This window comes from Calothrix sp. PCC 6303, from assembly GCF_000317435.1.
Lineage (GTDB): Bacteria > Cyanobacteriota > Cyanobacteriia > Cyanobacteriales > Nostocaceae > PCC-6303.
Window position 1 is genome coordinate 5,686,855 of record NC_019751.1, and the last position, 16,003, is coordinate 5,702,857.

15 protein-coding genes and 1 tRNA gene are annotated in these 16,003 nt (G+C 39.5%); 5 read left to right on the plus strand and 11 right to left on the minus strand.

From position 1 onward, the window contains the following. Positions 1-42: 42 nt before the first annotated feature. Positions 43-1,152, minus strand: a complete 1,110-nt coding sequence (lptC, locus tag CAL6303_RS23020; protein WP_415748910.1) for an LPS export ABC transporter periplasmic protein LptC — start codon at positions 1,150-1,152, stop codon at positions 43-45. Position 1,153: 1 nt separating this feature from the next. Here lptC and CAL6303_RS30595 point away from each other — a divergent pair, with 1 nt between their 5' ends. Next, on the plus strand, positions 1,154-1,420 hold the full coding sequence (locus CAL6303_RS30595) for a hypothetical protein (protein WP_162471397.1): 267 nt from the start codon (positions 1,154-1,156) through the stop codon (positions 1,418-1,420). Between the two features lie 40 nt (positions 1,421-1,460). Here CAL6303_RS30595 and CAL6303_RS23025 read toward each other — a convergent pair whose 3' ends face one another. Both CAL6303_RS23025 and metG read right to left on the minus strand, forming a co-directional pair. Beyond that, positions 1,461-2,090 carry an NYN domain-containing protein gene (locus CAL6303_RS23025; RefSeq protein WP_041739888.1) on the minus strand — a complete coding sequence of 210 codons (630 nt, stop codon included), beginning with the start codon at positions 2,088-2,090 and terminating at the stop codon, positions 1,461-1,463. A gap of 160 nt (positions 2,091-2,250) precedes the next feature. Beyond that, complete coding sequence (gene metG / locus CAL6303_RS23030) at positions 2,251-3,852, minus strand: methionine--tRNA ligase (RefSeq protein ID WP_015200236.1); 1,602 nt, start codon at positions 3,850-3,852, stop codon at positions 2,251-2,253. 381 nt (positions 3,853-4,233) lie between these two features. Here metG and CAL6303_RS23035 point away from each other — a divergent pair, with 381 nt between their 5' ends. Continuing rightward, a complete protein-coding gene (locus tag CAL6303_RS23035) occupies positions 4,234-4,959 on the plus strand; it encodes a lysophospholipid acyltransferase family protein (protein ID WP_041739891.1) in 726 nt (241 codons plus the stop codon). 206 nt (positions 4,960-5,165) lie between these two features. Here the strand turns inward: CAL6303_RS23035 and CAL6303_RS23040 are convergent, their stop codons facing one another. The 4 genes from CAL6303_RS23040 to gpmI all read right to left on the minus strand — a co-directional run bounded on the left by CAL6303_RS23040 (position 5,166) and on the right by gpmI (position 9,081). After that, complete coding sequence (locus CAL6303_RS23040; protein ID WP_015200238.1) at positions 5,166-5,894, minus strand: 4'-phosphopantetheinyl transferase family protein; 729 nt, start codon at positions 5,892-5,894, stop codon at positions 5,166-5,168. A gap of 57 nt (positions 5,895-5,951) precedes the next feature. Further along, positions 5,952-6,698 carry a peptidase gene (locus CAL6303_RS23045; protein WP_015200239.1) on the minus strand — a complete coding sequence of 249 codons (747 nt, stop codon included), beginning with the start codon at positions 6,696-6,698 and terminating at the stop codon, positions 5,952-5,954. Between the two features lie 13 nt (positions 6,699-6,711). Next, the gene (gene secG / locus CAL6303_RS23050; protein WP_015200240.1) at positions 6,712-6,942 is read right to left on the minus strand and encodes a preprotein translocase subunit SecG; all 231 of its coding nucleotides are present in this window, start codon (positions 6,940-6,942) and stop codon (positions 6,712-6,714) included. 537 nt (positions 6,943-7,479) lie between these two features. Next, on the minus strand, positions 7,480-9,081 hold the full coding sequence (gene gpmI / locus CAL6303_RS23055; protein WP_015200241.1) for a 2,3-bisphosphoglycerate-independent phosphoglycerate mutase: 1,602 nt from the start codon (positions 9,079-9,081) through the stop codon (positions 7,480-7,482). Positions 9,082-9,314: 233 nt separating this feature from the next. Between gpmI and CAL6303_RS23060 the strand changes: the two genes are divergently transcribed. Next, entirely contained in the window at positions 9,315-9,611 is a 297-nt protein-coding gene (locus CAL6303_RS23060; RefSeq protein WP_015200242.1) for a DUF2288 domain-containing protein, read from the plus strand. On the opposite strand, the gene CAL6303_RS23065 is transcribed toward CAL6303_RS23060, so the two are convergent. The 3 genes from CAL6303_RS23065 to CAL6303_RS23075 all read right to left on the minus strand — a co-directional run bounded on the left by CAL6303_RS23065 (position 9,608) and on the right by CAL6303_RS23075 (position 11,935). After that, positions 9,608-10,162, minus strand: a complete 555-nt coding sequence (locus CAL6303_RS23065; RefSeq protein WP_015200243.1) for a YdcF family protein — start codon at positions 10,160-10,162, stop codon at positions 9,608-9,610. The genes CAL6303_RS23060 and CAL6303_RS23065 overlap by 4 nt on opposite strands. A gap of 568 nt (positions 10,163-10,730) precedes the next feature. Next, positions 10,731-10,804: transfer RNA gene (locus CAL6303_RS23070), tRNA-Arg, on the minus strand. 33 nt (positions 10,805-10,837) lie between these two features. After that, positions 10,838-11,935, minus strand: coding sequence for a tocopherol cyclase family protein (locus tag CAL6303_RS23075; protein ID WP_015200244.1), 1,098 nt, complete (start codon positions 11,933-11,935; stop codon positions 10,838-10,840). Between the two features lie 330 nt (positions 11,936-12,265). On the opposite strand from CAL6303_RS23075, the gene CAL6303_RS28675 reads away from it, so the two are divergent. After that, positions 12,266-14,629, plus strand: coding sequence for a WD40 repeat-containing protein (locus tag CAL6303_RS28675; protein WP_015200245.1), 2,364 nt, complete (start codon positions 12,266-12,268; stop codon positions 14,627-14,629). Positions 14,630-14,725: 96 nt separating this feature from the next. Here CAL6303_RS28675 and CAL6303_RS29505 read toward each other — a convergent pair whose 3' ends face one another. Beyond that, positions 14,726-15,172 (minus strand): hypothetical protein, encoded by a 447-nt coding sequence (locus CAL6303_RS29505; protein WP_144051077.1) that lies wholly within the window; start codon positions 15,170-15,172, stop codon positions 14,726-14,728. A 124-nt stretch (positions 15,173-15,296) separates the two neighbouring features. Here CAL6303_RS29505 and CAL6303_RS23085 point away from each other — a divergent pair, with 124 nt between their 5' ends. Further along, complete coding sequence (locus tag CAL6303_RS23085) at positions 15,297-15,917, plus strand: J domain-containing protein (protein ID WP_015200247.1); 621 nt, start codon at positions 15,297-15,299, stop codon at positions 15,915-15,917. The last annotated feature ends 86 nt before the right edge of the window (positions 15,918-16,003 follow it).

Consider the following 16,003-nt stretch of genomic DNA (forward strand, 5'->3'; position numbering starts at 1 on the left):
AAAACTGAGGAACCTACTTCCTGTTTCAGCGAAAATATAATCTTACTCCCGTGCTTTTGCTTCTGGGGGAATAATCTCTGTCAAAACTCGACTACTACCATTATTTCCACCCTTGACAACTAAATTTTCCTGTTGCAGGTTGCCTGTGGCACTTTGTCCGGTAAAAGTCAGGGGTGGGTTAAGTTGCTGGTAAGTAACATTGCCGTTTGCTTCCACCAATTGGTTGTTTAAATACCAAGTTAATTTATTCGATTTCAAAGACTGACGGTTTTTGCCGATAGCGTTGACATTCCCCGTCAAATAAACCGTCTTTTGAGGGATTCGCAATTCCCCTTGATTACCTGTCACTAAGATGTTTTCAGTCCGATGAAAAACCCTAACTGGTGATTTTGTCAAGATGTTTTCGGTTGCTAGGTTCCAACTCATCAGATTGCTAATGATTTGGACTTGGGGTTCTGCTAACTCAATCTGGGCATTTTTGGTGATATTGATGATTTTAGTTTTCAAAAATACCTCAGCAGCGTCACCCTTGCCTCTATCGGTAATTTGGTTATTTTTATAGCGCTGAAATTGAATTACGCGATCGCATATCAGTTTCTCATCTTTCAGCAGCCAGGTTAAATGTTCTGTCTGCATCTGTACAGTTGGTTCTTCGGCAGATTTTGCTGCGACTCCACCAAAAAAATCCACCCTTTGTTCGCGGGTTTTGACTCTTGCTTCTTTGGCAACTGCTTGGAGTTGTTTATGAGTCCCATTTAATTGATTTCGCACAATTAATAAATCTTCTTTGGGTCGCCATTCTAGCTCATTTCCCCGCAAAACTATGCCATTATTGGGATCTGTAGCGATTATTTTGCCTTTCAGTTGTAATTGCTTACCGTCTTCTTCGATATCTGCAATTTCGGCATTAACTTTATATACTACTTTTCCATCTTGATACAGTTCACCGTAAGGATTTTCTAACTGACCAAGTTTTTGTTCTTTATTATATTTAGCTCGTTGAGCATTGATTTTCCAAATTGGTCTTCCAGCTTCATCAAATTGTTCTAAGCTACCACCAAATACCGTCAGTCGGCTTTCTTTATCTTGAGGAGAAATATCTTGGGGAGATTTTTGGGGTTGGGGTTTACCACTACAACCTGTGAGTGTCAACGTGAAAGCCAATGCTAAACACACAGAAGCACCCCAAATGTGTGAAAAGCCCGCAGGCTTAAAGCCTGGGGCTAGCAAAGCAAAGCCCACCTTCGTGGGCTGTAAATTCCTAGTCCGCGCAGGGGGACTTGGTTTGTATAACCCCACCTTTCTAGGGTGTTGGCTAAAAATCTTTGTGCAAAATTGGGATGCTTTCAAACAAAGAAACCTCACATTTTTTATTCCCCAAAAAGTTAAAGTGAAACAGCAGGAGGGAAAGAGGCAATAGGAAACATTCCCCTGCTCCCCCTCTCCCTGCTCCCTTGGCTCTATTCAGGTATTTCTAGGTGACTGTCCATTTCACTAGGTTGTTCCATGAAACCAATTCCCGCTAGGGGACGGTAGGGGTAGCTTTGTCGTGGGGTTTTCTGAATGTCTTCTTTTACAGCTTCTAAATCAATATAGCGATCGCTTACATTAATTAAGCTATCACTGGTCATGGATCTCAAGCTGACAACTTCAACCCTAACACCCCGATAGCTGACCGAGTTTACCGCATAAGCTAAGTCCCCATCTCCACTTACCAACACTGCTGTATCGTAAGAATCAACTAAAGCCATCATATCTACAGCAATTTCCACATCCAGGTTCGCTTTTTTGGAACCATCTGGTAATTGTACCAAATCCTTAGCAATCACCCGGTAGCCATTACGACGCATCCACAACAAAAAGCCCTGTTGTTTCTCGTTTGTCCGGTCAACCCCTGTGTAAAAGAATGCTCGTAATAATCTAGAACCGCCCGTTAATCTACAAAGTAATTTTGTATAATCAATTTCGATCCCTAATTGTAAGGCTGCATAGAATAAATTTGAACCATCAATAAATATGGCTACACGTCCCCGATTTTCCAGAACTTGCTCTGGTGTAAAAATAGAGTCACTCTCTAAATTATTTAACATTGATGTCATAGTCTTATATCTCCGGCTTTTTTATACTTTGATTTACAGAATTTACGGAATTTTCAAACTTTTTGAGAATCTCTTATGATAATCTTCCAGAACTAATCGACCTAGCCCTGGTAAATTTAGACAATGTAAAAAACTATCACACTAAAAGTAATTAATCGTTTTTAATTGGATCGAGTCGTTTGAAGACTGGTTGGGGAGTACCCAATTTTTGTTCACTGCTTAACAATCCCCATTGAGCATGGGTATCATAGGGTGCAGCGATCGCGGTTTTTACTTGATCATTAAAATCAATTGCCAAACCTAGCTGTGAATAAATTTCACTACTAATGCCGGGTGTAATGGGAGACAGTAAATAAGCAGCTAGTCTGACTGATTCTAGAACCACATATAGCACTTCTTCCACAGTCCTCTGTTGTCCTTGTTTATACAAAGACCACGGAGCTTGGTCATCAATATACTTGTTACTAGCTTGAACTAGAGCTAAGGTTGATTCACAGGCTTGATTAAAAGCTAATGTTTCATAGGCATATTGGACTTTTTCTCCCAGTGACAAACCAATTGCTTTCAAAGGATTTGTATCAGGGATATCTTGACTAGTTACAGACGGCATATTACTGTCGCAATACTTTTTCACCATATTTAAAGTGCGGTTGAGCAAATTCCCCAAATCATTTGCTAAATCTGCATTTAAAACGTTGATGAACCTAACTTCATTAAAGTCGCCATCTTTGCCAAATTCGATTTCCTTAAGGAAGTAATAACGAACTGCATCTGCACCATAACGTTCTACTAAGGCTACGGGATCTAGGGTATTTCCGCTAGATTTGCCCATTTTTTGCCCATCTTTAGTCAAAAAACCATGTCCAAATACCTGATGTGGTAATGGTAAATTTCCTGACATGAGCATGGCGGGCCAGTAGACAGCATGGAAGCGTAAAATATCCTTACCAATCAAATGTAGATTGATGGGATACCATTTGCTTAAAGCGTTAGTTAGGGTAGGTTCAGCATCGGGTTCTAAAAGAGCCGTAATATATGCTAGTAATGCATCAAACCAAACATAGAGAGTATGCTTAGGATTTTGAGGAACTCTGATTCCTAAATCTAGGTTGACTCGTGAAATCGAGAAATCTTGTAATCCTTGCTTAACAAAGTTTAAAACTTCATTCCGTCGGCTTTCTGGCTGAATGAAATCAGGTTTTTCAGCGTATAAAGCCAATAGTTTTTCTTGATATTTGGACAATCGGAAAAAGTAATTTTCTTCATCCCGCCATTCTACTTCTTTAGTGGGATGGATGGGACAACGGTTGTTTTCCAGAAGTTCCCGTTCCTCTTTGAATTCTTCACAAGAGACACAGTACCAGCCTTTTTGCTGTCCTAAGTAAATATCACCTGTTTCCCAAACTCGTTGAAAAAACTCTTTGACAATTATTTCATGGCGCGCTGCACTAGTGCGACTAAAACTATCATAATCAATATTTAATATTTTCCAGAGCGAGATAAAATTTGGGACGATTTGATCGCAGAATTCCTGTGGCTCTAAACCTTTGATTGCGGCACTACGCTCAATTTTTTGTCCATGTTCATCGGTACCTGTCACTAGTAAGACTGAATAACCCATCAACCTTTTGAGTCTTGCCACAACGTCAGCTGCCATTGTTGTGTAAGCACTGCCAATATGGGGTAAATCATTGACATAGTATAAGGGTGTCGTCAGTGCGAATTTTTTTTCCTTTAAATTTTCTCGATTCATGCAAAATTAATAAATTTACTTCTTAAATAAACTTTTAAGTGAGATTTTTGGCTAAAACCATGTAATTGTATAATATCTATTATACATTTTCAAGTTACCTCTTAAATACTAGCAAATTTCGCGTCACTGAAAATATTTAGCGACAAACTGTGATGAAGGTTGACTTTAGCTAAAAGTCTTAAGATATTCATCTAATTAGTTTCACTGAATATATTAAATATAATTATTGTCACCATTAATACAAAGTCTCAGTTAACAATAGATATTAAGCGATGAACAGAAGTATATTTCTACCTTATGGCTATCGAAATATCGGTGAAGAAATGTGAAAATTTAATAAATAAAGTTTGTAATAAGTTTTAAAACTTATACGTAAAAATGATGAGTGAAAATAGCCCTTTAGAAACTTCTCGAATTTTGTTAACAGGACTTTCCACCAAATTATCTAGTTATTACGAGAATCGTGTTCCCCGTGATACTAGTATTTTAGTAGTTAGTAACCATCGTAGTTTTATGGATGCACCAGTATTAATGGCAGCAATATCTCAGCCGATTAGATTTGCTTGTCATCATTACATGGGACAAGTGCCAGTGATGCGGGAAATAGTTACAGAACAATTTGGATGTTTTCCACTGGCAGCTAATAGACAACGCAACACAAGTTTTTTTCAAAAGTCGCAAGCTTTTTTACAATCAAGGCAGGTGGTGGGTGTGTTTCCCGAAGGACCTGAACCGATGGTAAAATTTACAGATCCGAGTAAGTTGGGTGAATTTCAGCGGGGGTTTGCTCATTTAGCAATGCGATCGCGTGTCCAAAATCTGGCAGTATTACCAATAGCGATCGCATCTTTAGAGGAAGTAAACACATCATCTATGCCCTTAAAGATATTGAGTCTATTTGATCCAAGTGAACCATTGTTTAATCAAATGGGTTGGCATCCCCTGGTAATCTATCGTCGTGTGGCAGTTTTAGTAGGTCGCCCGTATTTGATTAAACAGCAACATTGGGAACAATACCAGGGTAAGCACGCAAAAGCAACCGTAATGGAATTGACAAACTACTGTTATAGGGAAATTAGGGAATTATTACAAGAAGGATGTTATTAAGTTAACTGGGGGAATTCTTTGTTATGGGTACAAAAAGGCTAATTTTAAGCAGAAAACAGCCCCAATGAAAAAAAATTCATCAGCATATATGTAACTGTCTTTTTTACTACTTAATACTTACTTAGAAGTCAATTTTCCTGTGCAGCAAGATTGGTAGGTGTTTAGCACAGCATCCCAGTTTTTCACTGTTCCCGTAGGCTATAAATTTAAAAAGTGGGATGCTCCTGTATATTATGCCATTCCCAGAAACTTAAATCCCGTTTACCTGAGGCGAAAGCTACAGCACCAATATAATGCTCTCCAGGGAGTAACTCTTGTAAAATCCAACTACTGGTGTGTGATAATTTAGGCAATTCTCCTGTTTTGAGGATGATTTCAGCTTGATCTAAACTAGAAAGACCATCTCCAGTAGCTTTGAGATAAGCTTCTTTACAAGTCCAGTAGCGGAAAAACATTTCTTCCTGGTGGGGTGAAACTAAAGATGCGATCGCATTTGTTTCCTGAGTACTAAAAAATCGTTGGGCTAGTTGTTCGACATCAGCTATGGGACGAATCATTTCTAAGTCTATACCCACTTGGTTGCCACATGCGATCGCGTACAGTGCCAAATCCTGGGAATGGGACACATTAAAATTTAACTCACAATCATGAGATTCTTTTAACAAAAAGGGTTTTCCCTTTGGTTCATAATCGAAGTTCACCTGATTTGGCTCAACTTCTAAATATCTACCAAGAATATTTCGTAAAATCCCTCTACTGGCAATAAAACTCTGACGATGTTTTTCAAAATAAAATCGTTCTGCCCGGACTATTTCATCATTCGACAGGGATGTTTTTAATTTATCTAGTTCTAAATTCGATAAATTGAGATTTGCCCGCCAAACATGGATATCTTTTGCCGTTAAACTTAATTTATGGGGTGCATTATCCCACATAGAAATTACCAAAATACTATATTTTATCTATTGCTTATTACTTATTTTTTAACTCCCTCATAATGGATAGCCTAGCTTCGTAGGTTGTTGATATACCCGTTTCAAAGTATTTACATCCCTCACCGAAATCAAGGGGGGGTTACTAACTTGTGAAAAGTATAAACTATCGCTCTCAACAGGACTATGACCCCAAATCCCTAAGGCATGACCAAGTTCGTGACGTGCGGCTGCAATTAGGTATTTACCTGTTTGGCTCGGACTAATTAGAATTGTAGATTTATGATATAAATAATGATTTTGATTATATAGATTATATGTTGTTTGAGCCGAACGAGCGCGAGGTGGATTTCCCTGTAATGGTGGAGATTTACGGATGATCCTAATGTCTGCTAATTCTTTACTTTCTACTACTTTTAAAGGTAGATAATTATTCCATTCTCCAACAGCTTCTAAAACAGCTTGAGTCCAAATCTTTCCTTGATTACTATCGATTTTGGGGACTTCTACTGCGATAGTAATGGGAAATTTAGACCAAATTAAATAACCAACTTTAACAGGTGTAATTTGATTAAAGTAATCACCACTGTTACTACTATCTTGCCAATTTAGCAAACTAGATGGTAGATGATGGATTTTTGCTGAGGGTGAATAATTAGCAAAAGCTGTAGAAGAATTTAAGGTAGAGAAAATAATCAGCAGTCCTGTACTAAAAATTAATATCAGAACTGCTATCAGCCAATTTAAAGTAATTTTGATTGGCTTTTTATAAATATGAGTTTTGTGGGTTGGGGTAATTTTGCCCATTTCCCTTCTCATGTTATTTTGGTAGCCAGCCAGCACTTAAGACTACAGTCAAGCTGAGAAAAATGACTGTTAAAGCCCAAGTAACTCGGTTTAGTGTTTCTTCAGCGCTTTTGGTGCTGCTAAATAGTTGCGCTTGTCCACCAATAGCTCCAATTCCATCACCTTTGGGGCTATGGAGCAATACTAGGATACTTAAGGCAACACCGGAAAATGACCAGATTCCTTGGATAATGTTTGTTAGCATGATGAAAATTTATTCCGCGTGATGTGAAAAGTGAGACTTTTCAAGGTAAAAATTCAGATCTGGGTGAAAATTTGAGAAAATTAATTTTTTCAGTCAACTTACCGATACTTACGTATTAGTTAGTAGAAATAAAAATTCTGAATTGAAATTTCTACAACCAAAAGGAAAGCAATAACTTCAAAATTGAATTTCTGAGTTAACCCTTTTTCATCCAGATGAAAAGGCTTGTTCCCTTGCAAAAACCTAAGTTACGAGTATACAAGTATAACTCTTAGCTTATGAGTTAGTCACCCAGTACTTATTATTTCATTGAAATAGGGAACAGGGAATACCCTTCTATTTATTCACTTGAGGTTGATTCTAGAAGTCTATTCTTTTGCTGGGATAAAATATCCTCCCTTGTACTTGTATCTAGTACAAGTGGGCAAGTAAGCAAATGGGATTTTTTAGTTGAGGTAAAAATTCTCATTTTCAACTTCCTACTCTCAGTGAAGTATTACCCCGTTCCCTCTTCATGATTTATAATTCTTAACTTCACTACATTCCAACTTTTGCGGGAGCGCGATTATTTTGACTTACGTCATATTTAGCAGCTTCCAGGATAGATTTCCCCGTCATTTCAGGTGGCTTAGGTAGTTGTAGAATGTCGAGAATTGTTGGGGCTAGGTCAGCTAGTTTACCATCATCGCGGAGGGTAACGTTTGTTCCATGTCCGGGGATTTTTGCGCCTTCACCTTCCACTAAAATCAGGGGAACTGGGTTTGTGGTGTGTGCTGTCCAAGGGTTTCCTGCCTCATCTAGCATGTATTCGGCGTTACCATGGTCGGCTGTAATGATGGCTGTACCGCCAGCTTTACTAATGCCTTCTAGTAAGCGTCCAAGACATTTATCGACAGCCATAATCGCTTTCACAGTTGGTTCCATTTGACCAGTGTGACCCACCATATCAGGGTTGGCATAGTTGATCACAACAAACGAGTAAATTCGCTTGTGGATGGCAGCAAGGGCAACATCGGTGACAGCTTCAGCAGACATCAATGGTGCTTGATCGTAGGTTGCTACCATGGGACTGCTGACGAGTTCTCGATCCTCTCCAGGGAAAGGATCTTCTAGTCCACCGTTAAAGAAATAGGTTACATGGGCATACTTTTCAGTTTCCGCAGTTCGGAACTGTTTTAAGCCATGTTGGGAGATGACTTCACCTAGGATATTACTGAGATTTTGTGGTTCAAATGCTACTGATATTGGTAGTTCGGGATCGTATTGAGTGAAGGTGACAAAAGATATCGGTGTGATTAACTTCCGCTCAAAACCGTTGAAATCAGGACTAATAAAAGCTTGTGCTAGCTGTCTAGCCCGGTCGGGACGAAAATTAAAGTAGATAACTCCATCACCAGGTTCGATGCTTCCAGGGGCAATTCGTACAGGTCTGACGAACTCGTCAGTGATCCCTTCAGCATAGGATGCTTGCATGGTTTCGATTGCCGAGCGTCCGTTATTATTACCCTCGTGGGTCATTACATCATAGGCGAGTTGGACGCGATCCCAGCGGCGATCGCGGTCCATGGCAAAGTACCGTCCGCTAATGGTGGCAATACGTGCATTGCCAACGCGATCGCAATAATTCTGAATCAACCCAATTGTGTTAATTCCTTCATTGGGAGCAGTATCGCGTCCATCGGTAATAGCGTGGATACAAACTTGGGAAATTCCCTGTGCTTTTGCTAAGTCAAGTAGCCCAAACAGGTGACTAACGTGGGAATGAACCCCACCTTCAGAACAAAGCCCGATCAGGTGCAGTTTGCCATTATTTGTCAGAATTTCCTGACATATCTTTACCAATGCTGGATTTTTGTTTATGGAACCATCTTCAACTGCATCAGAGATGCGTACTAATTCTTGTGGAACCACCCTACCAGCACCGATGTTCAAATGACCAACTTCGGAGTTGCCCATTTGACCTTCTGGTAAACCGACGGCTTTCCCTGAGGTACGAATGAGGGTATGCGGATATGCTGCCCACAAGCTACTCATCACCGGAGTTTTAGCAGCTGCGATCGCATTTCCTTGTGTCTCCTCGCAGTAGCCCCATCCGTCTAAAATGACAAGCACCACAGGAGCAACAGGTGCCTTGGTCATAGAAAAATGCCCTTTACTTTTTGTAATACCCGAATAATACCATTGCTGCCCCTCGCCGCAAGTGAATTTCTGCTCATTAGCTTTTTTGATGGGGAATATCTAATTTTGGATATCTTTCTTAATATTTTATTAATATTTGCTTGATCCCACTACTTTTTAGTCATTTTCAAAACAGCGATGTAGATCGTAAATGCTTTTTTATGTACTATCTTACTAAATAATTCTCAAAAACCATGTCCGATCTAAAAAGCGAATTAACTGGAAATCTTGATGAAGCCGAATGGGATTGGTTAATTCCTCACGCCCAGAGGGATGCCATCATCGTGGTATCGTCACATCTAGAGTTAGTGGATGTGGGAGTAGCGATCGCATCCAATAATACTGCCCAAGTTGGGTTTTGGATCGATGAAGCATTAATTGCTAAACCATCGAATGATCAACTAGGAAATTGGAATAGCGATCGCACTAAACGATTAAATACACTAATTGTTCAACCTTATGTCTTAATCCAAGAAAAAACAGCCCCTTAGTTTTTACCCAAACCCTTGGCAGCTTTATATTTTGGCTGTTCTGCTTTAGCACCTGTATATCCAGTCATCAGCCAAACTATTGAGCGAAATCCATCACGGACACACTTTTCAATCGGTTCTGGAGAATTCTGCGAAGGTACTGATACAGGTCTAAAATCAATCCCTCGACTACCCAAAACGATTTCACCAATTACACTAGCGCGGCGCATGTGATAATCAGAAGTGATTAAATACACACTCTTGATCCCACGGGCTTCCAATTCATCTACAATCGTTGTAAAATTGGTGACAGTATCCACTGCATCATAGTCAAGATGTAAGCGATTTGTATCCACACCCTGTTTGACAAATACCTTCTTGGTGGGAACTGTAGGACTACCACCAGAAATCCAAATCGGCATATTCTGATGCTTACGGGCAAATTTAGCGGTAAATTGCTCTCGCTCTAATTTCTGTGTCGAACCACCCAAAACTAAGATCGCTTCCGGATGTTTAAATTGACTTGCGACTTCTTTATAAGCCCACACTGCCATCAGCGGCAGAGTCAGCATGAGTAAACGAGTGGGAATAGCTTTTCTAAATAGCTTATTCAAGGTTCAACCGGATCAATTTTACAATGGTTTTTCTCTGAAAATGATTAATTGCTTTTAGGTTAGCAAAGTTAGGGAAAATCAGTCACCAGTTATCGAATTTGTTCCCTGTTCCCTAATTTTAATTACTGTTTAACGTCTAGATTAAAGATCATACAGAAGCAAACCTCCACAAGCTAGCATTAAGATTCTACGTCAGTCAGGGATCACCAACGGGAAATTTTAATAAATAACTGCATTTTGCCATCAGTATGGGGCACAGGTTTAGAATTGGCAGTAATATTGCTAAATGCAGAATTTTGAAGACTAACTTTTTAGCGCATCAATGCCAAATCTACTGTGTTTGAGCAAAATTTGGAAACGCTATCTTTTTAGCAAAGGATTTCCAGAATGTAAACAGGCAAAATTACCCTACATTCCCAATCCACAATATTTTTAGTCTGGTTAGGACGAAATAGAGCTATCCGCTACTTAATTAATTATATATTTGTGGAGATTTCCGGAGATATTCTCGGATATATTTCTCCAACGGGACTGGCCAGGCTCGAACCGGCGACCTAGCGCTTAGGAGGCGCTCGCTCTATCCATCTGAGCTACAGCCCCAAGGAATTACAGGATATCATAATCAGGATATTTTTAGCCACCTTGCCAGGAATTATTCCAATTTTCCCCACCAACCTCTAATCCACATAAATCGCTATGGGCTGTGAGAATAGTTTTTATTTTTCCGCCACTCAATTCTCTCAATTCTAAATCCAGTTGTCCTTGCATGGTATCACGGCAACAAAAAGCCAAACCCTCTTCCGTAGGAGCACGTAGTGGAGTCCCTTGGAAGTTGGTTGTACCTGTTAATAGCACTTCATAATTAGAATTTTTAGCTACTATCTCCCAACGTCCCCAAGGGTGAATATTCCAACTAACTTGAGAATTCCAAGGAACAAACTCGTAAAATTTACCTTGATGGTGAATCCCAACCATTGCCACCGATTCCATCCACCACAGGACTCCACGACGACCACCACCTGCTGTTAGGGCTAAATCTGGTTTGTCTGTAAAGCTGTTGCAATTGAGCCAAAACCACTTTTTAGGGAATGCACCACCCCAATTTTTTTCGCCGTAGGCGGGAGCATTAGTAAATTCGTAAATTTTACCATTCCAGTCAATCCATCCAGTTGCTAACCCATGCGCCATTAATATTTGCCATCCGGGTTCAAAAATCTGTAGCGAAGATAACCAACCTGCGGTTGATTGTTGATAATTGTTCGGGTTTCCCCAACCATAAATTGGTTTAATTTCATATTCCCAGCGGCAGTAATTCCCGTTATGGGGATTTGTAATTATGCCTTGATTTAGGGTGGCAGTTGCTTGATAGCCTTCTTGGATGTGACTTGTGAATTCTTGAGGAATCAAATATTTGGCTTTAGTTTGTAAATTAGTTTTTCCCCAATGACCTAAAGCTAGCACCTCTGGGCTTGCCCAAAACTTTTTAACATCAGGGAAGGTACGGCAAATATATTCATCATCAATGCCTAGAACCTGTGCTGCACCGCCACTGTGGGGTTTACCATCGATGGGATCTTCAATTGAGTACATAAACGCGAAGGTTTGACGCAGCTGGGGTAACGTGACACGGTAGTACCAACCTTCAAAGAAGCGACGCTCACTTTGATCCCAATGATAACCACTGTGAGGTGTTTGGAGAGACAGAAGCGGATTTGCCAGAATCGATAACATAGGTGTACTTGACTGAATATTCCCGATAGAGAACGTAACTAGTAGTTAGTAAGTCCGTAATAGCTTACCTGAGAACTAACTGCGAGCAAAACTAACCGTGGGAAGTTGTCTTTGACAGTGGACAGTGGACAGTGATGTATTCACGAAGTCAGAGGAAACCTCGTCGTTAGACGGCGAGGTCTCTCTGACCTTGGGTTGAAGTCCCCCGACTTCTGACAAGTGCTAGGTTTCAGTCGGGTTAAAATCCCGGGCTGAAATTGTGATAACTGACAACTGGTAACTGATGACTGATAACTGATTTAACTTTCCTTGTGGGAAATTACTACATTCATGACAAAACGCCAACTTCTCGAATTTATTGAATATATCTCTCTCGGATTGACTGCATGGGGTGCAATTGCTGGATCCATTAGTCAAGATTATGCTTATGCGGTAATTCCTTTGACTTTAACCGTTGGTTTAATCATTATCAACCAACAGCGATCGCGTAAATTGATCCAGCACCAAGAAGATACGCTGGAGGAACTACAGGAATCCAGACAACCACTGAATTCTGGCAATAGTGACCAAATTGAACAATTACGGCAAAATCAACTCCAAAGAATTGATCTGATTAATAAGCGGGTTTCTCAAATTGATGCTGCAACTCAGCAGGTTAATAGCAGTTTTCAAGCACAGCAAAAACATTTAGATGATCTTAATCAGCGTTTGGCAAGATTTGATAATTTTACTCAAGGTATAAATACTGCTCAATTACAAATAGAAAAACTCACTAAAAATCAACAGCAAAGTCTCAATATTATTAATCAACGCCTTACACAAATTGATGTTTTGACAAAACAAGTAAATAATATTATCGAGCGACAATCTGTGCAAAATCAGCAAATTCCTGAAAATCAAGCAGGCTCGAAAAATATCGATGCTTTCAGAGAGCAATTTAATCTTGTTAATCAACAAATTAAACAACTCCAAGATAATCAGCAGCAAGGTGTTAATATTATTAACCAGCGTTGGGCACAAATTGAGGGTTTTGCTCAACAAGTAAATTTAACAAAACAACAAGTTGAGCAGTTGCAACAAACTCAAAGACAAAGCATTACTGCAATTAATCAGCGTTTTAGTCAACTTGATACTGCAATGCAACAGCTAAATAATAATCAAAATCAGAATATCACCAGTCCCTCACAAAGTATTAATATTGATGCTCTGAATCAGTTAACAGAATTATTAAATCGAACTCAACAACAGGTTGCCGAATTAGAACGAAATCAGCAACAAAATATTGCTGCCATCAATCAGCGGTTGATTAGATTAGATGAGTCTACACACAATCTAACTAATTTAATTACTCAACAAATTGAAAAGTTACAAACTAATCAACAATTAAATGTAACTGCCCTCAGCAATGGCTTTAATCAACAGATTGAGGAACTGCGTAAAAATCAGCAGGAAATTAGCAAAATTATTAATAGTGAATTGTCGCAAATCAAAAATGCGATCGCCGAAAATAAAAATATTATAGTTAAACCATCTTTACCCCCATCAAATCAGTCACAACAAGCCCAATCTTCAGGAACTATCTCCATCCCTACACCACCAGAAAAATCTACTCAGCCAGAAGCAAATAAAACCCAATTACAGCCTAATCAAAAACAGCCCACACAGCAAAATACTAACCCCCCACTAGTTAAAAAGCCACCCAATCAAACTAATTTAATTCCTCCAACACCCAAGCAAATTAATCAATATACTCAAGCTGATTCCATCCAAGTTCTCAAAGAGCATACTGATTTAGTTCTGTCGGTGGCATTTAGCCCCCAAGGGACTTTACTCGCTAGCGGAAGTCAAGATAAAACAATTATTATTTGGAATTTATTAAAACAAGAATATATTACTTTAACCGGACATAATGAAGCTGTAAATTCAGTGGCTTTTAGTCCAGATAGTCAAATTTTAGCTAGTTGTAGTGATGATAATACGATTAAATTTTGGAATGCCGAAAATGGTCTAGAAATCAATACACTTATCGGTCATCAAGATAAAGTATTTGGGATTGCCTTTAGCCCAGATGGCAGAACTTTAGCTAGTTGCAGTAAAGATAAAACTGTTAAGCTTTGGTCTGTTGATGCAGGTAGGGAAATTGAAACTTTACGGGGACATGCTGATGAAGTTTTATGTGTCACCTTCAGTGGAGATGGAGAAATTATCGCTAGTGGGGCTGGTAGAAGCGATAAAACTATCAAAATTTGGCATTTAGAACAACATAAGTTTTTAACTTTGACTCGACACATGGATGATGTAACAACGGTTGCTTGCAGTCCTAATGGAAAAATTTTTGCTAGTGGGAGTTGGGATACAACAATTAAATTATGGAACTTTGAAACTGGCAAAGAATTAACTTCTTTGGAAGGTCATTCTGATTATATTTATGCAGTAGCATTTAGTCCTAGTGGAAAGATTCTCGCTAGTGGTAGCCGAGATAAAACAGTTAAATTATGGCTTGTGGATACTGGTGGTGAATTACAAACTTTTGCTGGACATGAAGATTGGGTTTATACTGTTGCCTTTAGTGCTGATGGGAAAATTTTAGCAAGTGGTAGTGGGGATAAAAATATTTTGTTAATTCCAATTAATGATGTGAGTAGTACAGGTAAGCGGCAAGGATATCAGATGCGAATTCGTGCTAACGATTAAAAAATAAGTAATGAGTATGTTTTGTAACCGGGATGTAAAAAATATCTTTGCGGGGTCATCCGACGGAAGTAAACGTGCCAAACCCCCAAAGTTATTTCAGGGAGGGGAGATGCTAAATTTAGCTGGAACAGCAGAAGCCCCACGTCTCACTTTTAGCAGCGTGGGATGAATGCGGAACGAATTGTGCCGTAGGCTTGTGAGTATTACCGCGTGATCTAATTGTATTTGAGCAACGCGAAAACAAAGTAGACCAGAGCAACAATACGAGCCGAATATTTTACTTTTATTCGTATTTTTGGTAGAATTATGTTGGTTAACCTCATCCACATTGGTGTCTGATAAGCCTCTGTCCAGTGGCAATGCGATCATTGGTAAGCGACTCCGTTGCACAGCATGAAAGTAGGTCGGCACATCTTGATTAATACAAATATCCATTGGGTTGTCCCATAGCGCGAATAAGCCAGCACTCATCCGGGGCAGTAAAATTTGTAGGGTACAAGGTAAGAAATTTACAGTCTGCGGAGGGGCTTCTCGTAGACTCAAAACAAAGCTCAGTTAATGTCCGGATTAGGAGTCGCTGAGAAGCCCACACTGTACGCTTGCGTCAGTGTGGGAGTATGTCACGAAAAAGTTAAAATAGGTACATCATACGAAGATTAATACTTTTATGAGTGATGTACCTATTGATACTAATCAAGCTTACGGTATTTTGGGGCTAAAACCAGGTGCGTCGCTGGATGAGGTTAGGAAAGCTTACCGTGGTTTGGTGAAAAAATGCCATCCTGACTGTTTTACTGATCTAACAGAAAAACAAGAAGCAGAAGAAATTATCAAAAAAATTAATGCTGCTTACAGAATTCTCAAGTCAGAGGTATCTGTCTCTTCGGATTTTTCAGATGCAGTTGAATCAGCAGTACCCAAATCCCCCAATAAAACCAAAATTTATGCCAAAACATCAAGCGCAGAAAGGTTTTATGAAAGTGGGGTGGAGAATGTACAACTGGGTAAATATGAAAATGCGATCGCTGATTTTACTCAAGCTATTAAAATTAACCCCAACTACATCGAAGCGTATAAATATCGTGGTTTGGTTTGTTCCCAACTGGGTTATGAATATCGCGCCACCGCTGACTTAAGCAAAGCTGCACAGTTAGAACGTCGCTATCGTGGGAAATACAGCAAATCACCTGCACAACCCTATTATTCAACCTATCAGAGATCCAAGAAAAATCGTTCTCCAATTCATAAGCTTTGTCAGACTTTAAAGCGCTGGTTGAGGTTGGGGTGAAGCAAAGAGACTTCCAACAAGTTAGTATAAACTGGTGTTCTGCGATAAATTATTGATATGATCGCTGGTCTTCATGGTTTTCTGGG